Source organism: Variovorax nivicola (assembly GCF_051216475.1).
Lineage (GTDB): Bacteria > Pseudomonadota > Gammaproteobacteria > Burkholderiales > Burkholderiaceae_C > Variovorax.
In genome coordinates, this window is the sequence record NZ_JBPJZK010000004.1 from 387123 (window position 1) to 406382 (window position 19260).

The 19260-nt window shown below is 68.0% G+C and carries 21 protein-coding genes; 8 read left to right on the forward strand and 13 right to left on the reverse strand.

Annotated features, from left to right (window positions below):
* Positions 1–262 precede the first annotated feature (262 nt).
* From ACSFBF_RS18545 to dbpA, 3 genes are all read left to right on the forward strand, one after another.
* A complete protein-coding gene (locus ACSFBF_RS18545) occupies positions 263–523 on the forward strand; it encodes a hypothetical protein (RefSeq protein WP_435470055.1) in 261 nt (86 codons plus the stop codon).
* 58 nt (positions 524–581) lie between these two features.
* Entirely contained in the window at positions 582–854 is a 273-nt protein-coding gene (infA, locus tag ACSFBF_RS18550) for a translation initiation factor IF-1 (RefSeq protein ID WP_015867950.1), read from the forward strand.
* Between the two features lie 86 nt (positions 855–940).
* On the forward strand, positions 941–2392 hold the full coding sequence (gene dbpA, locus ACSFBF_RS18555) for an ATP-dependent RNA helicase DbpA (protein ID WP_435469445.1): 1452 nt from the start codon (positions 941–943) through the stop codon (positions 2390–2392).
* On the opposite strand, the gene ACSFBF_RS18560 is transcribed toward dbpA, so the two are convergent.
* Entirely contained in the window at positions 2358–3827 is a 1470-nt protein-coding gene (locus ACSFBF_RS18560; RefSeq protein ID WP_435469447.1) for an MATE family efflux transporter, read from the reverse strand. The genes dbpA and ACSFBF_RS18560 overlap by 35 nt on opposite strands.
* A gap of 58 nt (positions 3828–3885) precedes the next feature.
* Here ACSFBF_RS18560 and ACSFBF_RS18565 point away from each other — a divergent pair, with 58 nt between their 5' ends.
* The 4 genes from ACSFBF_RS18565 to ACSFBF_RS18580 all read left to right on the forward strand — a co-directional run bounded on the left by ACSFBF_RS18565 (position 3886) and on the right by ACSFBF_RS18580 (position 6765).
* Positions 3886–4056 carry a hypothetical protein gene (locus tag ACSFBF_RS18565; protein WP_176928792.1) on the forward strand — a complete coding sequence of 57 codons (171 nt, stop codon included), beginning with the start codon at positions 3886–3888 and terminating at the stop codon, positions 4054–4056.
* Positions 4057–4142: 86 nt separating this feature from the next.
* Positions 4143–4463, forward strand: coding sequence for a hypothetical protein (locus ACSFBF_RS18570; RefSeq protein ID WP_435469449.1), 321 nt, complete (start codon positions 4143–4145; stop codon positions 4461–4463).
* A 19-nt stretch (positions 4464–4482) separates the two neighbouring features.
* Positions 4483–5517 carry a MerR family transcriptional regulator gene (locus ACSFBF_RS18575; protein ID WP_435469451.1) on the forward strand — a complete coding sequence of 345 codons (1035 nt, stop codon included), beginning with the start codon at positions 4483–4485 and terminating at the stop codon, positions 5515–5517.
* Positions 5518–5550: 33 nt separating this feature from the next.
* The gene (locus tag ACSFBF_RS18580) at positions 5551–6765 is read left to right on the forward strand and encodes an acyltransferase family protein (RefSeq protein ID WP_435469453.1); all 1215 of its coding nucleotides are present in this window, start codon (positions 5551–5553) and stop codon (positions 6763–6765) included.
* Here ACSFBF_RS18580 and ACSFBF_RS18585 read toward each other — a convergent pair.
* Positions 6702–7589 carry a LysR family transcriptional regulator gene (locus ACSFBF_RS18585; protein WP_435469455.1) on the reverse strand — a complete coding sequence of 296 codons (888 nt, stop codon included), beginning with the start codon at positions 7587–7589 and terminating at the stop codon, positions 6702–6704. The two genes, ACSFBF_RS18580 and ACSFBF_RS18585, sit on opposite strands and share 64 nt — an antisense overlap.
* 81 nt (positions 7590–7670) lie before the next feature.
* Here ACSFBF_RS18585 and ACSFBF_RS18590 point away from each other — a divergent pair, with 81 nt between their 5' ends.
* Positions 7671–8558 (forward strand): EamA family transporter, encoded by an 888-nt coding sequence (locus tag ACSFBF_RS18590; protein WP_435469457.1) that lies wholly within the window; start codon positions 7671–7673, stop codon positions 8556–8558.
* On the opposite strand, the gene ACSFBF_RS18595 is transcribed toward ACSFBF_RS18590, so the two are convergent.
* The 11 genes from ACSFBF_RS18595 to ACSFBF_RS18645 form a co-directional block, all read right to left on the reverse strand.
* Positions 8555–9484, reverse strand: a complete 930-nt coding sequence (locus tag ACSFBF_RS18595; protein ID WP_435469459.1) for a fatty acid desaturase family protein — start codon at positions 9482–9484, stop codon at positions 8555–8557. The genes ACSFBF_RS18590 and ACSFBF_RS18595 overlap by 4 nt on opposite strands.
* A gap of 100 nt (positions 9485–9584) precedes the next feature.
* Complete coding sequence (locus tag ACSFBF_RS18600) at positions 9585–10271, reverse strand: GntR family transcriptional regulator (RefSeq protein WP_435469461.1); 687 nt, start codon at positions 10269–10271, stop codon at positions 9585–9587.
* 29 nt (positions 10272–10300) lie between these two features.
* Complete coding sequence (locus ACSFBF_RS18605) at positions 10301–11596, reverse strand: FAD-dependent oxidoreductase (protein ID WP_435469463.1); 1296 nt, start codon at positions 11594–11596, stop codon at positions 10301–10303.
* Positions 11593–11841, reverse strand: a complete 249-nt coding sequence (locus ACSFBF_RS18610; protein WP_435458113.1) for a (2Fe-2S)-binding protein — start codon at positions 11839–11841, stop codon at positions 11593–11595. Before ACSFBF_RS18610 ends, ACSFBF_RS18605 begins: the two co-directional genes overlap by 4 nt.
* A complete protein-coding gene (locus ACSFBF_RS18615; protein WP_435469465.1) occupies positions 11838–12941 on the reverse strand; it encodes an NAD(P)/FAD-dependent oxidoreductase in 1104 nt (367 codons plus the stop codon). Before ACSFBF_RS18615 ends, ACSFBF_RS18610 begins: the two co-directional genes overlap by 4 nt.
* An 11-nt stretch (positions 12942–12952) precedes the next feature.
* Positions 12953–13888 carry a 4-hydroxyproline epimerase gene (locus ACSFBF_RS18620; protein ID WP_435469467.1) on the reverse strand — a complete coding sequence of 312 codons (936 nt, stop codon included), beginning with the start codon at positions 13886–13888 and terminating at the stop codon, positions 12953–12955.
* 21 nt (positions 13889–13909) lie between these two features.
* Positions 13910–15043: a branched-chain amino acid ABC transporter substrate-binding protein gene (locus ACSFBF_RS18625; protein ID WP_435469469.1), complete on the reverse strand. Its 1134-nt coding sequence runs from the start codon at positions 15041–15043 to the stop codon at positions 13910–13912.
* Positions 15044–15084: 41 nt separating this feature from the next.
* Complete coding sequence (locus tag ACSFBF_RS18630) at positions 15085–15999, reverse strand: dihydrodipicolinate synthase family protein (RefSeq protein ID WP_435469471.1); 915 nt, start codon at positions 15997–15999, stop codon at positions 15085–15087.
* A gap of 141 nt (positions 16000–16140) precedes the next feature.
* A complete protein-coding gene (locus ACSFBF_RS18635; RefSeq protein ID WP_435469473.1) occupies positions 16141–16830 on the reverse strand; it encodes an outer membrane lipoprotein in 690 nt (229 codons plus the stop codon).
* A gap of 166 nt (positions 16831–16996) precedes the next feature.
* Complete coding sequence (locus ACSFBF_RS18640; protein WP_435469475.1) at positions 16997–17995, reverse strand: tripartite tricarboxylate transporter substrate-binding protein; 999 nt, start codon at positions 17993–17995, stop codon at positions 16997–16999.
* Between the two features lie 17 nt (positions 17996–18012).
* Positions 18013–19218: a M20 aminoacylase family protein gene (locus tag ACSFBF_RS18645; RefSeq protein ID WP_435469476.1), complete on the reverse strand. Its 1206-nt coding sequence runs from the start codon at positions 19216–19218 to the stop codon at positions 18013–18015.
* Positions 19219–19260: the final 42 nt, after the last annotated feature.

Sequence of the window (19260 nt, forward strand, 5' to 3'; positions counted from 1 at the left end):
TCGTTTCGATACCACGACGAAGAATTTCGTCAATACCGCCGGCTGACCTGCACTGTCCTTGGATTATTCAGGCCTCTCACTCCCAAGCCGGCTTTCACAGTGTGTTGGAGCGCCAGACCGGGCGCCCATGATTGCCACCACTGCCTTCGTTCCTGTTGAAGCGAATAGCGCGTCCGCCGCGCCATTCCGGCCGGCCCACGCCCGTTTTCAATTATTTTTCAGGCACTTCGCGCTCTGTATCCGCGCGGCGTGCCAAGGCTTCATGGACATCATTCAACACAGTATCGCGGTGGGCAAGTACCTTGTTTCCCCGCTCATTCGACATCAGGACGACGGCAACTACGCCGCTTCCGTCTCGATCCGCTCCGGCCACGGCAGCGGCATGCACGACCGCGTGATGCGCTTCACGCCGCGCTTTGCCAGCCACGCAGCCGCCGTCGGCTACGCCATCGACCAGGGCCTCGGCTGGGTGCGCGAACGCGCTCCCCGCAATCCCCCTCTCGCGCTTCCGTGCGCGGGCTGAAACAATTACGCCAAATTCCATCTCCAACACACATCGAACGATTCAGAGGTAACCACACATGCCCAAGGAAGAACTGATCGAAATGAACGGCGCAGTGACCGAAGTCCTGCCCGACTCGCGCTACCGCGTCACGCTGGACAACGGCCATCAGCTGATCGCCTACAGCGGCGGCAAGATGCGCAAGCACCACATCCGCATCCTGGCGGGTGACAAGGTGTCGCTCGAACTCTCGCCCTACGACCTGACCAAGGGCCGTATCACCTTCCGTCACCTGGAACGTCGCGGCCCGCCGCCGACCAACTCCGGCAACAACAACGCACCCCGCCGCTGATCCGCGACTGACGAAAGGCCTTGCGGCGCCCCGCGACGGGCGCCGCAAGGCCTTTGTTATTCGTGCGTCTGTCCGGCTGCTGAACGATGACCACACCCAATCCCACAGCCGGCGGCCCGCAAGCCCAGGCCCCTGCCGAAAACGGCTTCGCCGCGCTGGCGCTCTCGCCCCAGATGCTGGCCAACCTCACGCAGCTCGGCTACACGCAGATGACGCCGATCCAGGCGGCCAGCCTGCCGCCGGCGCTGCTCGGCAAGGACCTGATCGCCCAGGCCAAGACCGGCAGCGGCAAGACCGCCGCCTTTGCCCTGGCGCTGCTTTCCAACCTGAACCCTCGCCGCTTCGCGGTGCAGTCGATGGTGCTGTGCCCGACGCGCGAACTGGCCGACCAGGTCACGACCGAAATCCGCCGCCTTGCGCGCGCGGAAGAAAACATCAAGGTCGTCACGCTCTGCGGCGGCGTTGCACTGCGCGGGCAGATCGCCAGCCTGGAGCACGGCGCGCACATCGTGGTCGGCACGCCCGGCCGCCTGATGGACCACCTGGAGCGCGGCAACCTCGACCTCTCGGCGCTCAACACGCTGGTGCTCGACGAAGCCGACCGCATGCTGGACATGGGCTTCTTCGACGACATCGTGAAGGTGGCGCGCCAGTGCCCCAAGGAACGCCAGACGCTGCTGTTCTCGGCCACATATCCCGAAGGCATCGCCAAGCTCGCGCAGCAGTTCATGAAGAACCCCGAGCAGATCACAGTGCAGGCGCAGCATGAAGGCAGCAAGATCCGCCAGCGCTGGTACCAGGTGAAAGACAGCGAGCGGCTGCACACCGTGAGCCTGCTGCTCGACCATTTCCGCCCCGTCAGCACGCTGGCCTTCTGCAACACCAAGCAGCAGTGCCGCGACCTCGTCGAAGTGCTGCAGGCCCAGGGCTTCAGCGCGCTGGCGCTGTTCGGCGAGCTGGAGCAGCGCGAGCGCGACCAGGTGCTGGTGCAGTTTTCCAACCGCAGCTGCTCGGTGCTGGTGGCAACCGACGTGGCGGCGCGCGGGCTCGACATTGCGCAGCTCGAAGCGGTGATCAACGTCGACGTGACGCCTGATTCGGAAATTCACATCCACCGCATCGGCCGCACCGGCCGCGTGGGCCAGTCGGGCGACGCCGAAGGCTTGGCGCTGAACCTCGCCAGCATGAACGAGATGGGCAGCGTCGGAAAGATCGAGCAGCTGCAGGGCCGCGAGTCCGAATGGCACGAACTGGCCGAGCTCACGCCGGGCAAGGGCGCACCGCTGCAGCCGCCGATGGCCACGCTGCAGATCGTGGGCGGGCGCAAGGAAAAGATCCGCGCCGGCGACGTGCTGGGCGCGCTCACGGGCGATTGCGGCTACGCGAAAGACCAGGTCGGCAAGATCAACGTCAACGAGTTCTCGACCTATGTGGCGGTCGACCGCGCCATCGCCGAAGAGGCGGCGCGCAAGCTGTCCAGCGGCCGCGTGAAGGGCAAGTCGGTCAAGGTGCGGCTGCTGACGCTGCAGGACCTGTAGCAGCCACTGCAGGCTGCGGCGTGGCGAGCGCCGAAGTCGGCGCCACCGGTGCATCGAGCACCGGAGCCGGCGCCGCATCGGGCGCCTCCTGCCGTGCCAGCTTCGCGGCCAGCCGGAATGCCACCACCACCGCCAGCAAGCCGAAGATCGACGAGCCCACGGCCTGCCCGATCAGCACGCCGGCCGCGCCGTAGTGCGAGCCCCACCAGGCGAACGGAATCGTGCCCAGCGTGGCGCGCCCCCAGTTGAACGTCGTCGACAGCAGCGGATGCCCGAGGTTGTTGAACGACGCATTCGCCACGAACAGCCCGCCCGCAAAGAAGAAGCTCGCGGCCAGCCAGCTGCAGAACAGCGAGATCAGCTCCGCCGCCAGCCCGTCGGCCGAGAACGCGCGAATCAGCACGCCCTGGCCCAGCGCCAGCACCAGCCACGCCACGGCCACCGACGCCACCATGAACAGCAGGCTGTCACGCAACCCCTCCTGCACGCGCCGGTACTGCCCCGCGCCCAGGTTCTGCGCCAGGATCGGCCCGACCGCGCCGCTGAGCGCATAGACCAGCCCGAAGGCCACCGGCGTCAGCCGGTCGATGGTGGCCGCGCCCGCCACCGCCGACGGCCCGAACTGCGCGACCGCATGCGTGACGAAGGCCGCGCCCACGGGCGTCGCGAGGTTGGTCAGCACAGCCGGCCCGGCCACCGTGCCGAGCGCGCGCGCATCGCCGGCCAACTGCTGTGCATCGAAGCGCCCGAGCATGCGGTGCTTCACCATCACGCCATGCAGCCCGATGGCCGCCAGCACCATGCGCGAGACCACCGCGCTGATGGCCGCGCCGTCGAGCCCCAGCCCGAAGCCGAAGATCAATATCGGGTCGAGCACCGCCGTCACAAAGGCGGCCGCGAGCGTTACCGTCATCGCGCGGCGTGCGTCGCCGATCGAACGCAGCAGTGCCGAAGTTGCCATGCCGATGCCCAGCAGCGGAAGCGTGTGCACCGTCACCGAGAGGTATCGCTGCGCGAGCCGCGCCGTCTCGCCCTCGGCGCCGAGCGCCTGCAGCGCGGGGTGTAGGAAGAAGGCCGTGCCCGTGCCCACCACCACCGACACCGCCGTCATCAGCACGAGGCTCGATGTGCTGATGCGACGCGCGTCCTCGATGCGCCCCGCGCCCACCGTGCGCGACACCACCGCCGCGATGCCGATGGTCAGCCCTATGCACAGCGACGCATGGAAGAAGCCCACCACGCCCGCGAAACCGACCGCCGCGGCCGTCGCTTTCTCCCCGAGCAGCGAGATGTAGAACAGGTTGATCAGGTCGACCGCAAACACCGCGATCAGCCCGATGGCGCCCGTGCCCGCCATCACGCAGACATGCCGCAGCAGCGACCCCGAAACGAAGCGCGCGCGCTCGACACCGCCGGTTGTTTCGGCTATTGGCATGTGAAATTCTCGATGTGGCCTAATTGCGGCTCGAACATTACTTTTACCCGAGCTTTTCATGCCCAAGAAAATTCGTACCGAAGCCGACCGCGTTGCCACCCCGAAGCCGACGCCCCTGCCCGGCTACACGGCGCCTCGCTCCGGTGGCGGCCAGAAGGTCAGCCTGGAACGCGGCACCGCAACGCGCAGCAAGAAGAACCCTGGCAAGCGCGCCAAGAAGGGCGGCTGATCCATCAGCCCCCGCCTGGCTCTCGCCTGAGCCACGACAGACGCGCCCCAGGGCGCGTTTTGTCATTGAGGCAGCTATAAATCGCAATGTCCGACGACAACCAGATCCTCATCCCGCCCTCGTTCTTCGCGGTGTACACCGATGCGCGCCAGCGCCTGAGCGAGCCGATCGGCGTGGTGCGCGAGCGCTACGAGATCTGCGAAGACCTCGCCAGCCACCTCGTGGGCCACGCGCAGATCCAGCACCACACCGAAGTGCCGGTCGAAAGCGAGATCCTGCGGCGCATCCACGCCGGGCTGATGACGCCTGAATCCGGTGTGTCGGCGGCCGAGGCCACGTGGATCGTGCAGCGGCTGGCCGAGCTGCTCGGCTGGGAAGGCCTCGCGCCGGCGCCCGAAGCCGACTGAGCCCCTGCCGGAGCGCCCCATGCTGCTGAAAGTCGGAGAACTCGCCCGGCACACCGGCCTCACGGTGCGCACGCTGCACCACTACGACGCCATCGGCCTGCTCGCGCCCTCGGCACGCTCCGAGGCCGGCTACCGGCTCTACAACGCGGCCGACATCGCCCGCCTGCACGCCATCCAGGCACTGCGGCTGCTGGGCCTGCCGCTGGCGGAAATCGGCGCCTTGCTGGGCGCGGAGAGCAGCTCGCTGCCCACCATCATCGCGCGACAGATCGAATCGCTCGACCAGCAGATCGCGCAGGCGACGGCCTTGCGCGAACGGCTCGGCCTGCTGCAGCAGCGCCTTGACGAAGGCGCCCAGCCCGACATGAAGGACTGGCTGGACACGCTCGAGAAGATGACCACCTACGGGCGCTACTTCAGCCCCGCCGAAATCAGGTCGTTCATGGCCAACTGGAAGGCCGTGGCCGACCGGTGGCCGCCGCTGGTGGCCGAGGTGGCCGCGCTGATGTCGCGCGGCGTGCCGGCCAGCGCCCCCGAGGTGCAGCCGCTGGCCGCCCGCTGGATGACGCTGATGGGCCAGTGGATGGACGGCAGCTTCGACCTCATCACGCGCTGGGGCGAGATGTACCGGCGCGAGCCCGTGGCGCGCAGCGACGACGGACCGCCGGCCGAACTGGTGGAGTACATCGGCGAAGCCATCGGCATGCGCATGGCCGCGCTGCTGCGCCACCTGAGCACCGACGATCTCGCGCACCTGAGCCACCCGCCCGAGGACGAATGGCGGCGCCTGGCGGGCGAACTCGCCGCGCTGCAGGCGCGCGGCGTCCCTCCCGGCGACGAATCGGTGCAGGCCATCGCGCGCGAATGGGCGCGCCTGTTCGCTGCCTTCACCAACCACGACCCCGGCCTGGCAGCCCGCCTGATGCGGGCGATGAACGCAGAGCCGGTGCTGCAGGCCGCCGCCGTGACCACGCCCGAAGTGCGCGAGTACCTGATGCGGGCCATGGCCGTGCTGCAGCAGAAAAATCCGCCACCGCCCGCCAGCAGCGCTTGACCCTGACGTTGCGTGAGGCCCGACAGTGGCCGCATGAACAACCCAACCACGCCCCAACGGCTCCACGCGCTCGACAACCTCCGCGCCCTGATGATGTGGCTCGGCATCGTGCTGCACGTGGCGATCAACCACCTCACGATCAATTCGCCGCTGCCATGGCGCGACCCGAGGACATCGCCGGTCGCCGACTTGCTGCTGCTCTTCATCCACAGCTTCCGCATGCCGGTGTTCTTCGTGCTGGCCGGCTTCTTCGTGGCGCTGCTGGTCGAGCGGCGCGGCGCGAACGGCATGCTGAAGAACCGCGCGCTGCGGCTGGCGCTGCCCTTCGCGATTTTCTGGCCGCTGCTGTTCGTGGCAACCACCGTGCTGGCGATGGTCTACATCCACCTGACGGCGCGCGGCGTGCCTGGCATCGACCGCACGCTGACGCCCGCGCGGCAGCCTGGCGGTTCGCCCTTCAACACCATGCACCTGTGGTTCCTGTACCAGCTGTTCTGGTTCAGCGTAGCGACCTGGGCCGGCGTGCGGCTGCAGCGCTTCGTGCCGATGCGACTGCGCGAGACACTGGCCCGAAGCTTCGTGACGCTGGCCGAACGGCGCTGGGGCTTCGCGGTGCTGGCGCTGCCACTGGCGCTCGTCGGCTCCTTCTATCCGTCCGGCATGGTCACGGAGAGCGGCTCGTTCCTGCCGCCGCTGACCGAATGGGTGCAAAGCGGGCTCTTCTTCGTGGTCGGCTGGTACGTGCACGGCCAGCAGGAGCGGCTGCTGCCGCTGTTTGCGTCGCGCTGCAAGGGCCATGCGGTGGCTGGCCTCGCATTCCTTGTGGCGACGGTGGTGTTGCTGGGTGCATTGCGCGGCAACCGTCTCCAGTCGCTGCCGCACCCCGAGTTCTGGATCGCCTTTGCCTACAACGCAACCGCATGGCTCTGGAGCCTGGCCCTGATCGGCGGCTTCGTGCGCTACCTGCCGCGCCAGAACGCCGTGCTGACCTACCTGTCGCAAAGCTCGTACTGGGTGTACCTGGTGCACATGCTCGGCACCATCGGCTTCGGCATCCTGCTGTTCAACGCGCCCTTCGGTGCGGTCCCGAAGATGGGCCTGAACATCGCGGCCACGTCGCTGGTGGCGCTCGCCAGCTACCAGCTGCTGGTGCGCCACACCCGCCTCGGCACGCTGCTGAATGGTCAGCGCGCGGAAAAACGTTCGACCAGGAAGTCGACGAAAGCGCGGGTCTTGGCCGCCAAGTGACGCGAGGGGTAGACGGCGTAGATCGGCGTCCGGTCCGCCTCCCAGTCTTCGAGCACCGCCTGCAGCCGACCTGAAGCCAGCTCGTTCTCGACGTAGATGCGCGGAATCAGGCTCAGGCCGAAGCCCGCAAGCAGCGCATCGCGCACGGCGATGCTGGAGCTGACCTTGTAGCGCCCGTCAATGGGCACCGCCACGCTGCGGCCGGCACGGCTGAAGGTCCACTTGTTCGCATGGCCCGAGAGCGTGAACTGCACGCACTCGTGGGCCTTCAGGTCCTCGGGCTGCGCGGGCCGGCCGGCGGTGGCGAAGTAGCCGGGCGCGCCGCACAGCACGTGAGTCATGGTCATCAGCTTGCGCGCGACGAGGCTCGAATCTTCCAACCGGTCGCTGCCGCGGATGGCGAGGTCGTAGCCCTCGCCGATGATGTCCGAGCGGCTGTCCTGCAGGTTCAGTTCGAGCCGCAGGTTCGGATAGCGCTTCATGAATTCGGGAATGGCCGGCGACAGCGACGTGAGCGCAAAAGTCAGCGGCGCACTCACGCGCAGCACACCACCGGGGCTGCTGCCCATGGGCGCGAGCGCGGCGTCGGCCTCGCCGAGTTCGTCGAGGATGCGCGACAGGCGCTCGAAGTACGCTGCGCCCGCTTCGGTCAGGCTCATCTGCCGCGTGGTGCGGTTGATGAGCCGCACTTTCAGATGCGCTTCCAGCTCCGCGATGTTCTTGCTGATGGCCGCCGCCGAGAGCCCCATCTGCCGCGCGGCGCCGGCAAAGCTGCCCGTGGCGGCGGTGGTGCGGAAGACCTTGAGAGCCGTGAGATGGTCCATGCTGAATTGACGACCGACAGTAAAGAATCAATTCATTATTCGAGCATTCACAACCAAGGGTCAACTCACTAGATTCGACCCATGACCAGCCGCACCACCGACATCCTCCTCACCGCAGCCGCGCCCGCCATCTGGGGCAGCACCTACATCGTTACCACCGAGCTGCTGCCGGCGAACTACCCGCTGACGGTCGCTCTGCTGCGCGCGTTGCCCGCCGGCCTGCTGCTGCTTGCGATCGTGCGGCAACTGCCTGAACGCGCGTGGTGGGGGCGCATCTTCGTGCTCGGGGCGCTGAACTTCTCGATCCTCTGGGCCATGCTGTTTCTCGCGGCGTATCGGCTGCCGGGCGGCGTGGCAGCGACGATCACTTCGGTGCAGCCGCTGCTCGTGGTGTTTCTCGCGAGCGTCTTCCTGGGCTCGCCGGTGCGCGCGCTGTCGGTGGCGGCGGCAGTGGTCGGCATCGGCGGGGTCGCGCTGCTGGTGCTCACGCCGAATGCGGCGCTCGACGCCATCGGCATTGCCGCAGCCATCGCCGCGGCAGTGTCGATGGCCTTCGGCACGGTGCTGAGCCGCCGCTGGCAACCGCCGGTCTCGGCGCTGACCTTCACCGCGTGGCAGCTCACCGCGGGCGGCCTGCTGCTGTTGCCGGTGGCGCTGCTGCTGGAGCCGCCGCTGCCTGCGCTCAGGGTGCAGAACTGGATCGGCTTCGGCTGGCTCGGCCTCGTGGGCGCCGCGCTGACCTACATCGTGTGGTTTCGCGGTGTGGCGCGGCTGGAGCCCTCGGCGATCGCGCCGCTGGCCTTCCTGAGCCCGGTGACGGCCGTGATCCTCGGCTGGGCGCTGCTGGGGCAGGCGCTGTCGGTGTGGCAGGTGGCGGGCATCGGCATCGTGATCGCGAGCATCTGGCTCAGCCAGCATGCGCAACGCGGCGCACAGCCGCTGGTGCGGCCTGCGCCGGCGATCCGCTAGGCAGCAAGCGCCGTGGCGCGCTTCAGCAGGCTCAGATAGCCGGGCTGCACTTCCATGCGCACGATCGCGCCCTGCCGTTGCAGCAGGCGGTGCGCCTTTGGCAAGGCCCAGCAGGGTAGGCTGGTGAACATGTGGTGCTCGCAGTGGTAGTTGACCCAGTAGGGCGCCACCAGGATGCGCTCGAGCCAGCCGGCGTGCGTGGTGCGGGCCTGCCGCAGCGGATCGGCCTCGTTCTGCGCGACGAGCGCGTGTTCGGCGATGTTGCGCACGCGGCTCACGAGCGGCAGCCACGTCGCCATCGGCAGCAGCCACATCAGCAGCCATGCCCACCAGTAGCCGGCGAGCGCGAAGGCAAGGAAGCCGAGGCCGTTGGCGACGAAGAAGCGACGGTCTTTCGCAAGCTCCCGGCCGAAAACCTTCAGCGCCGACTCACCCGGCTCACGCTTGCGGATGCCTTCTGCGACATGCCCGAAGCGCTGCTTGTAGAAAGTCTGCCCGCTCAGGTCGCGCACGACCTTGCGCCACATAGAGGCCCGCGTGATCGGAAAGGGCGCCGACAGCACGAGGTCGGGGTCTTCGGTCTGCTGCACGAAGCGGTGGTGCTGCAGGTGGTACGGCCGGTAGTCGCGCAGCGTCGACGAACACAGCCAGTAGCCCACCCAGTCGTTGATCTTGCGGTTGCGGTGCAGCCCCGCATGCGCCGCGTCGTGCATGAGGATGAAGAGCCCCAGCTGCCGCGCGCCGACGATGGGCACCACGAGCGGAATGGTCCACGGCCACACGATGCCCACCAGCATGGCGGCGCCGATCACGCCCCAGCAGTGCAGCACCAGCGACAGGCCCTTCCACGACGAGCGCTCAGTGAGCGACTGCCACTCGTCGGTGGTGAAGAAGTCTTCGGGTTGGGCACGGGGAGCGGCGGCCATGAGGCCAGTATGGCGCTGCGAGCCGCTGTGGAACACGCGGAATTCCCCGGGTACCGGGCGAGGCCCTTCGGCCTACTTGCCGCTACAGCCGCTACAGCCGCTACTTGTCGATGATCTTGCGCGCGAAGACTTCGAGGTAGTCCATCAACCGGTTGGCGCCCGCGATGGCGGCGGCCTCGTCGCCCGTTGCGATGCCCTGCGCCAGCTCGAGGTGCGCATTCGCGCCCTCGACGATCTCGCCTTCATGCTGGTACGCGTACCAGAAGCGCCTGCACTGCACGATCAGTGGCACCACCGCCTTCACCGCGGAATCGTTGTGGCTCGCCTGGTGGTTGACGAGATCGAGCGCGCGGTCGGCCTGCATGTAGTCGTTCAGGTCGCCGCGACCTGCGGCCTCGACCATCATCTCGGCGCAATGCACGATCTCCTTGCGCTGCTGCGCAGTGGCCCGCCGCGCGGAGCAGGCGGCAATCAGCAGTTCGAGCACGCGCCGGGTCTGGATCACGTCGAGATGGTCGGCCAGGTCGATGGCCGACACCAGCAGCCCGCGGCGCGGCTGCTGCACGATGAGGCCGATGGACACCATGCGCATCAGCGCCTCGCGCACCGGCGTGCGGCCCAGCCCCGTGCGCTCGGCGAGCTCGGCTTCGACGATCTGGCTGCCGGGCTGCAGCAGCATGGTCGACAGCAGCGTCTCGATGGCGTCGTAGGCCACGTCGGCGGCGCGGCGCTTGGGCGGTGGGCGCAAGCTTGTCTTCTTTGGAGCAGTCTTCTTCGGGGCAGCCATGGTTTTCTTTTTCCGCGAATGCGGCGGCGTCATTGTCGGGCGTCGCCGTCGTTCGCCAGGCCCGCCAGTGTCGCTATGCGGACCGGCGACAGCGGCGGGCGCGGCACGGGTGGCGTCCATCCGAAGAGAAATTGCGCGGCGTCGCCGCAGACGCGGCCCTGGCAGGCGCCCATGCCGCAGCGGCGGTGCAGCTTGGCGTCGGTCCAGCCGCTGCACCCTGAAAGCGCGGAGAAGGGCACGTCTTCGCAGCGGCACACGAGCGTGTCGGGTTGCGGCATGGCCTTGATGTCGGCGGCCAGCGCGAAGCTGCGGCGCAGTTGGGCGGCGAAGGCGTTCCAGCGGGCGCGTTCGCCCTCGTGTGCTTTCGCCGCGCGCTCGTTGCCGACGGCGGCATGGCCGGCGATGGCGCCTTGGGCCAGCGCGCGTTCGCTGCCGCCGAAACCGGTGCACTCGCCCGCTGCATAGACGCCGGCGACGCTGGTGGCCTGCAGGCCATCGACCGACAGGGCTTGCGCGCCGGAGCCCGCGGGTGTGAGGGCACAGCCGAGCATCTGGCCCAGCTGCGTATTGGGCGTGAGGCCGAAGCCGCAGGCGATGCGGTCGCAGGCGATCTCGGCTTCGCTGCTGCCGTTGCCCTGGCGAAGGCGAACCGACTCGACCTGCATCGCGCCCTGCGCCGAGACGATGCGCGACGAGGTGCGGTACTGCGGATCGGCGAGCGTCACCGCCTGTGCGGCCTTGGCCGGCCAGCGCGCAAGGCTGGCGCCGAAGCGCGCGACCGAGGCGAACGAAGCCTGTTCGGCGATGCGCAGCACTTTCGCACCCGCGGCACGCGCCGTCGCGGCGGCGGCAAGCAGCAAGGGGCCGCTGCCCGCGATGACGATGCGCTCGCCCTCGACCGGCATGCCGGCCTTGATGAGCGCCTGCAGGCCACCTGCGCCGGTTACGCCGGGCAGCGTCCATCCGGGGAAGGGCAGCAGCAGCTCGCGCGCGCCGGTACAGAGGATGAGCTTGCGCCATCGCATGCGCGTGGCGCGCTCGGCGTCTTCGAGCAGCAGTTCGTTAAGCGACGGCACGGAGACGACGCGCGTGCCGCTGCGCACACGGATGTTGGCGTGGCGCTCGAGCGCATCGCGCCACTTGCGCGCCGCCGGTGGCAGCGCCGCGCCGGGGCCGTCGCGCCAGATCTGTCCGCCGGGCGCGGGGTTGTCGTCGATCACGACGATCGATGCGCCGCTCGGCGCGGCAGCCACCGCCGCAGCCATGCCGGCCGGGCCCGCGCCGACGATCAGCACGTCGCAATGCTCCATCGCGATGCCGTTCATTCCGCCGTCTCCACGCGCATGCCCTCGGCGCAGACCGTCTGGCAGGCGAGTCTGCGGCGACCATCGATTAGCACGCGGCACTCCTGGCACACGCCCATGCCGCAGAACGGCGCGCGCTGCTGGCCCGTGACTGACGTGCGCGCCACGCCCATGCCGCCGGCCACGCGCAACGCGGCGGCGACCGAGCTGCCCGTCTTCACACGGACCAGGTGGCCATCGATGTTCAACAGGGTGTGGCCGCTCATGCCATCTCCCGCAGTCCGCGCGGTGCGTACGGCGTTGCGTCGAAGTCGGGCGTGGCCCCGGTCATCAATGCAGCGAGCAGGTGCGCACTGCCCGGCGCCGTGGTCACGCCGAGGCCTTCATGGCCGACGGCGAGCCAGAGCTTCTCGCGCCACGGGTGCTTGCCCAGCAGCGGAAGCCCATCGGGCGACGCGGCACGCATGCCGGTCCAGGAACGCACCGCATTGAGGTTCGCAAGCCCCGGCAGGTAGTCCAGCGTGCGCTGGAGCATGCGCGCCAGCATCGGCGCCTCGACCGCCGGGTCGGTCGTGTCGAACTGGCGCGAGGAGCCGACCAGCAACTGCCCCGTGGGGCGCGGCTGCACGTTGAAGGCGACCGAGTCGCCGTCGCTGTGGTGCGCGCTGGTCACGTAGCCGAGCTCGACCAGTTGGTGATGCACCGTGCCCGGATAGCGGTCGGTGATCAGCAGGTGGCCCTTCTTCGGGCGTATCGGCAGCTCGGGGCACAGCGTCGTCGCATGGATGCCGTTGGCGAGCACGATCTGCGGCGCAGTGCGACGGCTGCCGTCTGCGAGGCGCAGTGCGCCATCGTCTTCGATGGCCTCGACCTTCGCGTGCTCCACACGAACCGAATCGGCGGCCTGCGCGAGCAGCCAGCGCGCCGCGTTCGGCGCATAGAGGATGCCGTCGCCCGGCACTTCGAGCGCACCCGACAGGCCCTTGCGCAAGGCAGGCTCTGCGCTCGCCAGTTCGCGCGCATCGAGCAGCCGGCTGTCGATGCCGTGCGCGCGCAGCCGCTGCTGCTTGCGTTCGGCCTCGGCCATCTCTTCGTCGTTGGCGGCAATCCACAGCGTGCCGCAGGCGCTGTACGCGCAGTCTTCGCTCATGCGCGGCGCAAGTTCGCGCCATTGCGCGACCGAATGGCGGCTCAGTTCCAGCTCGGCCGCGTTGTCGTCCATCACCACGAGGTGGCCCATGCCCGCGCCGGTGGCGCCGCCGATGCGTGCGTCGAGCACCAGCACGCGGCGGTCGGCCTGTGCGAGCGCATGCGCGCAAGCCGCGCCGACGATGCCGGCGCCGATGACGATGACATCCGCGTCCATGCCGCGCGGCGTCAGAGCTGGATGCCCCAGCCGAACGGGTCTTGGTCGTCTATCAGCAGCGTGGCTTCCGCGCTGATGTGCGCGCGGCCGCGCAGCGTGGGAATGACCTTGTCCCCGTCCATCGCGTAGCTGGCCTCGAAGACGCTGCCGATCACGCTGGCCTGCTTCCACACTTCGCCCGGCGCGAGCTTGCCGTCCGCCGCGAGGCAGGCGATCTTGGCGCTGGTGCCGGTGCCGCAGGGCGAGCGGTCGTAGGCATTGCCGGGGCACAGCACGAAGTTGCGGCTGTCGGCGCCTTCGTCGTCTTCAGCGAAGAGTTCGATGTGGTCGATCTCCGCGCCGTCCGCACCCGAGATGCCCTGCGCCGCGAGCGCCTTGCGCAACGCAGTGGTGTAGTCGGTCAGCGCCGCGAGGTTGTCGCTCGCCACGCGCTGGCCGTGTTCGCTCACCAGGAAGAACCAGTTGCCGCCCCAGGCCACGTCGCCGCGCACGGTTCCGTGGCCCGGCAGCTCGACCGCCACCTGGTGCAGATGCCGGTACGCGGGCACGTTGCGCACGCTCACCGAGCCGTCTTCATGCAGCGTGGTCGTAACGGTGCCCACGGGCGTTTCGATGCGGTGCTCGCCCACGCCGATGCGCCCCATGTGCGCGAGGCTTGCGACCAGCCCGATGGTGCCGTGGCCGCACATGCCGAGGTAGCCGGCGTTGTTGAAAAAGACCACGCCGGCAGCCGCATCCGGCGACACCGGCTCGCACAGCAGCGCGCCCACCACCACGTCGCTGCCGCGCGGCTCCAGCACGGCGGTCGCGCGCCATTTGTCGTGCTGGTCGGCCAGCAGCGCGCGGCGCTCGGCCATGCTGCCGCCACCCAGATCGGGGAAGCCGCCGATCACAAGGCGCGTGGGCTCGCCGCCCGTGTGCGAGTCGATGACCTGGATGCGTTGCATGTGGCGTCGTCCGTTCGTTCTTCAGTAGCTGGCGATGGGCACGGGGGCCGCGTTCTTGAAGGTGAAGACGGTGATGGGCGCCTGCTTCATGTTGCCCTTGTCGTCATACGCATAGGTTGCGGCCACGCCCTTGTACGTTGCCTTGTAGAGCTCCGCGCCCACCTTGTCGGGATCGATGGAATTGGCCTTCTTCATCGACTCGCCGATGAACAGCACCTGGTCGTAGTACGAAGCCGCGTATGCGTCGGGGTCGGCGTTGAAGCGCTTCTTGAATTTTTCCTTGAACGCCGGGCCGCTTTGCGCCTTCTCGAGAATGGAGCCGCCTTGCGCGCAGAACACCAGGTCGTTGACCGCGTCGCCGCCGAGCTTGCCGGTTGCCGGGCTGCACACGGTGTCGCCGCCCAGCAGCTTGCCGGGCACGGCCAGCTGCTTCATCTGGCGTGCCATGGGCGCGGCCTGCGGTGCATAGCCGCCGAAGAAGATGGCCTCTGGCGCCTTGGCCTTCATGTTGGTCAGGATGGCGGTGAAGTCCACGGCCTTGTCGGTGGTGAACTCCTGGCCGACCACGGTCAGGCCCTGCTTCTTGGCTTCCTTGGTGAACTCTTCGGCGAGGCCCTGGCCGAAGGCGGTGCGGTCGTCGATCACGCCGACCTTCGTCACCTTCAGCACCTTGGCCGCGTACACGGCCATGCTGGAGCCGATCTGGTTGTCGCTCGCGATGATGCGGTAGAGGTTCTTGTAGCCGCCCTGCGTGACCTTCGGGTTGGTGCCCACGGTGGAGACCATGGTGCCGCCTTCGCTGTAGATGCGCGAAGCCGGAATGGCCACGCCCGAGCAGTACGGGCCCATGACGTACTTGACGCCGTCGTCCACGAACTTCTGCGCCACGCTCACGCCGGTCTTGGCGTCGCACTGGTCGTCTTCCGACACCATCTCGAACTTCAGCGTCTTGCCGCCGACGACGAGCTTCTTCGCGTTGAGCTCCTCGACGGCCAGGCGCACGCCGTTTTCATTGTCCTTGCCCGCGAAGGCATTGGGGCCCGACAGCGGATCGCTGTGACCGATCTTGACCACCTGCTCCTGCGCGTACGCCTGGCCTGCAAGGGCAAGGGCCACGAGGCTTAGAAACGGAACCATGCCTGCTTTTGTCTTCATGCTTCTTCCTAGGTTGGGGACGATGAAAAAGAGGGGAGTTATTACATGACCGACTGGTACTGAGTGGGCCGCGTCGCGAGCGCCTTCTTGACGATGGCCTCGATGAAGGCGCGCTCCTCGCCGATGAGCGGCAGGCGCGGACGGCGCATGTGCTCGCTGCCCACGCCCACCAGCACGTCGATGAGCTTGAGGTTCTGCACCAGCTTGGTCGACACGTCGAGGTGCAGCATGGGCGTCATCCACTGGTAGAGCTTGAGCGCTTCGGCAAACTTGCCGGCCTTCATCAGGTCGTAGAGCGCCACCGTTTCGCGCGGGAAGGCGCAGCCCACGCCGGCCAGCAGGCCGTCGCAGCCCAGCGCCAGGCCTTCGTAGGCGAGATCGTCCACGCCCAGGAACAGCTGGTAGCGGTCGCCCACGGTGTTGCGCAGGTCGGTGATGCGGCGGATGTTGTCGGTGCTTTCCTTGATGGCCGCGATCCATTCGCAGTCGGCCAACTCGACCATGTGCTCGGGCTTCAGGTCGACGCGGTAGGCCACCGGGTTGTTGTAGACCATGATGGGCTTCTGCGCGGCATTGGCGATGGTGCGCACATTGAGCATCGCCTCGCGCGCGTCGGCCACGTAGATCACCGAAGGCATCACCATGAAGCCGGCCACGCCGAGCTTGTTGGCGCCGTCCACGTAGCGCAGCGCTTCGCGCGTGCTGGTTTCGGACACGTTGGCCAGCACCGGGATGCGGCCGTCGGCGGCTTCCAGCGCGATCTTCGCGACCTGCAGCTTTTCTTCCAGCGTCAGCGTGCTGGCTTCGCCGAGCGAGCCGCAGGTGACGAGGCCGTGGATGCCGTTGCGGATCTGGAAGTCGATGTGCCGGGCCGTGCCCTCGGCATCGATGCTCTCGTCGGCGTGGAACTTGGTGGTGACGGCGGGAAAAATGCCTTGCCAGCGGGGATTGCTCACTTGATCGCTCCTTGTGGATGTGCGGTGGTGTGGAAGCGTCGCACTTTAAATATATTAAGGATATATGGTCAAGATATCTTTGGGGCACGAACTCTTCCGCGCCCGGTTTTTCTGTGATATCCGGGGGCGGGGTAGGTCGCGCTACTTGCGGCCGTCCGCGGGGCGCAGCAGGCCCCGCTTGAGCGTCACCGGCTTGCCGATGGGCGGCGCGGTCTTCGTCTCGACCGTGCGCAGCGTGCCGTTGTCCATGCGCACGCTCACCTCGTAAACCGTGACCGTGCGCACGTGCTTCTCGATCTCGTTGCCCGCGAAGCCGCCGCCCACTGCACCCAGCACGGTGGTCGCGACGCGCCCATTGCCATGGCCGAACTGGTTGCCCACGAGGCCACCCACCACGCCGCCGGCCACAGCCCCCACGCCCGAGGTGTTCTGGATGCGCTTCTGAACCGGGCGAACCGATTCGACACGGCCGCAGACCGCGCAGGGTGGCGGGTCGGGAGGTGCGGCAGCGACGGGTGGTGCGTTCATCACGCCTGGCGCCGGTCCTGGCTGGATCGCCTGGGCTGGCATGGGGGCAGGCATCGGCGCAGCCGCCATTGCTTGTGGCGCCGGGCCTGCCGCCGTGGGCGGCACTGCAGGCGCCGGTGGCATGGCTTCAGGCTTGAAATCGTCCGGTGCAGTGGGCGACGCAGCGGCAACGACTGGCGGCGGTGCACTCGCACTCGCGGCCGGCTCCTGCCGGTGAAGCAACACCCCGCCAAGCGCCACCACGGCCACGCTCAATGCGCCGATCACGGCCCACAGCGCCTTGGGCGACCTGCTCGCAGGCATGCCTGGAGGTGGGTTGAGTGGCGAAGACGAATCCATTTGAAGCTCCTGTTGTGTCCGAAGCGAAATCCTTCGGAACCCACCAGGGAGCATGAACGCGGACGGCACGTTGTCAATTGACTGGCGTCCTACACGGAAGCACCCGATGCCATCCGCACGCGCCCCGGACTCAATCGATCTTCGCCCCCGAAGCCTTCACCACCACCCCCATCGCATCCCAATCCGAGCGCAGCAGCTTCTGGAACTCCTCCGCACTCTGGCTGCGCGGCTCCACGCCCAGGCGCTTGAAGCGCTCCTGGATCGCCGGGTCGGCCAGCACCTTGTTGGCCGCGGCGTTCAACCGCTCGACTTCCGCCTTGGGCGTGGCGGCCGGCGCGAGCAGACCGATCCACGAATCGAAGGCGTAACCCGGCAGGCCGCTCTCGGCCACGGTCGGCAGCTTCGGCAGGAAGGGGCTGCGCGACTGGCCGGTGGAGGCCAGCAGTTTCATGCGCGCGTCGTCCTGGAAGCCGATCACGCCGATGCTCGACGAAATCACCGCCTGCACGCGGCCCGCGAGCACCTCGTTGACCGCTTCGCCGGTCGACTTGGTCGGGATGTGCGTCATCTGCAGCCCCGCTTTCGCGAGAAACGACGCCATCGCCAGATGCGTGGCGCTGCCGTTGCCCGCCGAGGCGTAGTTGTACTTGCCGGGGTTGGCCTTGACCTCCTTGATGAAGTCGGCCGTGCTCGACACATTCATGCCGCTGGCCACCGCCAGCACATAGCCCGCATTGCCGACATTCGCCACGCCGACGAAATCCTTCAGCGGGTCGTAGCTCAGCTTGTTGTAGAGAAAGCCCGCGATGTTGTGGCTCGCGGCCGCCAGGACCAGCGTGTTGCCGTCGGCCGGCGCGCGCGCCACCAGGGCCGCGCCCACGGTGCCGCCCGCACCCGCGCGGTTCTCGACGATGGCGCTGGCATTCAGCGCCGCGCCCAGCTCATTGTTGAAGGCACGCGCCACCGTGTCCTGCACCGCGCCGGTGGCGAAGGGCACGACGATGTGGATCACGCGCTGTTGCGCATAGGCCGGTGCCACGGCACAGAGCACCGCCGCGGCTGCAAGCGCGGTCAATGAACGTCGGGTGAGCGGGGTGGAGGTCATCTGGGTGGCCACTTTCTTCGTCATCGTCGACAGTGAAAAATTCAAACGCCCGACGGTAGCCAGCGCTGCACCAGCTTCACGAAATAGCTGGCACCGATCGGGATGATCTCGTCGTTGAAATCGAACGAGGTGTTGTGGATGATGCAAGGGCCGGGCCCGTGGCCGTCGAGCCGGTGGTCGCCGTCGCCATTGCCCAGGAAGGCGTAGCAGCCGGGCCGCGCGATCAGCATGTGCGCGAAGTCTTCGGCGCCCATCACGGCGGGGAAGTTGTCGGTGACCATGTCGTCGCCCACCACCTCGCGCATCACGCCGGCGGCAAAGCGCGCCTCGGCCGGGTGGTTCACGGTCGGCGGCGACGAGCGGTTGAAATACACCTCGGCCGTGCAACCATGTGCCGCCGCCACGCCCGCGGCCACCTCGCGCAGGCGGACCTCGATCTTGTCGATGGCCTCGATGGAGAAAGTGCGGATGGTGCCGCCCACCGTCGCCACGTCGGGAATCACGTTCGGCGCATCGGAACCCTGCAGCTGCGTGACCGCCAGCAGCGCACGCTCCGTGCTCGGAATGGTGCGCGCCACGATGGTCTGCAGCTGCTGCGCGAGCGTGACCACCGCCGCCACCGGGTCGATGCCGGTGTGCGGCATCGAGGCGTGCGTGCCGCGCCCGTGCACGGTGATCTTGTACGTGTTGCTCGACGCCATCAGCGCGCCTTCGTTGAGCGCGAAGCGGCCCACGTCGCCCACCGGAAAGTTGTGCAGCCCGAAGACCGCATCGCACGGAAAGCGCTCGAACAGGCCCTCGTCGATCATCTTCTTGGCGCCGGCCTTGCCCATCTCCTCTGCGGGCTGGAAGATGAAATGCACCGTGCCGTCGAAGTCGTCGGGCCCTTGCTGCGACAGGTGCCACGCGGCGGCCAGCAGCATCGTGGTGTGGCCATCGTGACCGCAGGCATGCATGCGGCCGGGGTTCGTCGACTTGTGGGCGAACTCGTTGGCCTCATGCAGCGGCAGCGCGTCCATGTCGGCACGCAGGCCAATGGTGCGCGGGCCCTTGCCCTTACGCAGCACGCCGACGAGGCCAGTGCCCGCAATGCCGCGGTGCACCTCGATGCCCCATCCGGTCAGCAGGTTCGCGACCTTCTCGGAAGTGCGGTGCTCTTCGAAACCGAGTTCAGGGTGGGCGTGAATGTCGCGCCGGATGTCGACGAAACGGGCGGCATTGGCGACAAAGGAATCGGCGATGTTCATGGCGGGGAGCGGGCTGTCGTGGGAGGCGGACAATTCTGGCGC

What these genes read in the sequence shown, in the direction of transcription:
- ACSFBF_RS18545 (WP_435470055.1), top strand. Translation starts at nt 263, where the DNA reads ATGGACATCATTCAACACAGTATCGCGGTGGGCAAGTACCTTGTTTCC.
- infA (WP_015867950.1), top strand. Translation starts at nt 582, where the DNA reads ATGCCCAAGGAAGAACTGATCGAAATGAACGGCGCAGTGACCGAAGTC.
- dbpA (WP_435469445.1), top strand. Translation starts at nt 941, where the DNA reads ATGACCACACCCAATCCCACAGCCGGCGGCCCGCAAGCCCAGGCCCCT.
- ACSFBF_RS18560 (WP_435469447.1), bottom strand. Translation starts at nt 3,827, where the DNA reads ATGCCAATAGCCGAAACAACCGGCGGTGTCGAGCGCGCGCGCTTCGTT.
- ACSFBF_RS18565 (WP_176928792.1), top strand. Translation starts at nt 3,886, where the DNA reads ATGCCCAAGAAAATTCGTACCGAAGCCGACCGCGTTGCCACCCCGAAG.
- ACSFBF_RS18570 (WP_435469449.1), top strand. Translation starts at nt 4,143, where the DNA reads ATGTCCGACGACAACCAGATCCTCATCCCGCCCTCGTTCTTCGCGGTG.
- ACSFBF_RS18575 (WP_435469451.1), top strand. Translation starts at nt 4,483, where the DNA reads ATGCTGCTGAAAGTCGGAGAACTCGCCCGGCACACCGGCCTCACGGTG.
- ACSFBF_RS18580 (WP_435469453.1), top strand. Translation starts at nt 5,551, where the DNA reads ATGAACAACCCAACCACGCCCCAACGGCTCCACGCGCTCGACAACCTC.
- ACSFBF_RS18585 (WP_435469455.1), bottom strand. Translation starts at nt 7,589, where the DNA reads ATGGACCATCTCACGGCTCTCAAGGTCTTCCGCACCACCGCCGCCACG.
- ACSFBF_RS18590 (WP_435469457.1), top strand. Translation starts at nt 7,671, where the DNA reads ATGACCAGCCGCACCACCGACATCCTCCTCACCGCAGCCGCGCCCGCC.
- ACSFBF_RS18595 (WP_435469459.1), bottom strand. Translation starts at nt 9,484, where the DNA reads ATGGCCGCCGCTCCCCGTGCCCAACCCGAAGACTTCTTCACCACCGAC.
- ACSFBF_RS18600 (WP_435469461.1), bottom strand. Translation starts at nt 10,271, where the DNA reads ATGGCTGCCCCGAAGAAGACTGCTCCAAAGAAGACAAGCTTGCGCCCA.
- ACSFBF_RS18605 (WP_435469463.1), bottom strand. Translation starts at nt 11,596, where the DNA reads ATGAACGGCATCGCGATGGAGCATTGCGACGTGCTGATCGTCGGCGCG.
- ACSFBF_RS18610 (WP_435458113.1), bottom strand. Translation starts at nt 11,841, where the DNA reads ATGAGCGGCCACACCCTGTTGAACATCGATGGCCACCTGGTCCGTGTG.
- ACSFBF_RS18615 (WP_435469465.1), bottom strand. Translation starts at nt 12,941, where the DNA reads ATGGACGCGGATGTCATCGTCATCGGCGCCGGCATCGTCGGCGCGGCT.
- ACSFBF_RS18620 (WP_435469467.1), bottom strand. Translation starts at nt 13,888, where the DNA reads ATGCAACGCATCCAGGTCATCGACTCGCACACGGGCGGCGAGCCCACG.
- ACSFBF_RS18625 (WP_435469469.1), bottom strand. Translation starts at nt 15,043, where the DNA reads ATGAAGACAAAAGCAGGCATGGTTCCGTTTCTAAGCCTCGTGGCCCTT.
- ACSFBF_RS18635 (WP_435469473.1), bottom strand. Translation starts at nt 16,830, where the DNA reads ATGCCTGCGAGCAGGTCGCCCAAGGCGCTGTGGGCCGTGATCGGCGCA.
- ACSFBF_RS18640 (WP_435469475.1), bottom strand. Translation starts at nt 17,995, where the DNA reads ATGACGAAGAAAGTGGCCACCCAGATGACCTCCACCCCGCTCACCCGA.
- ACSFBF_RS18645 (WP_435469476.1), bottom strand. Translation starts at nt 19,218, where the DNA reads ATGAACATCGCCGATTCCTTTGTCGCCAATGCCGCCCGTTTCGTCGAC.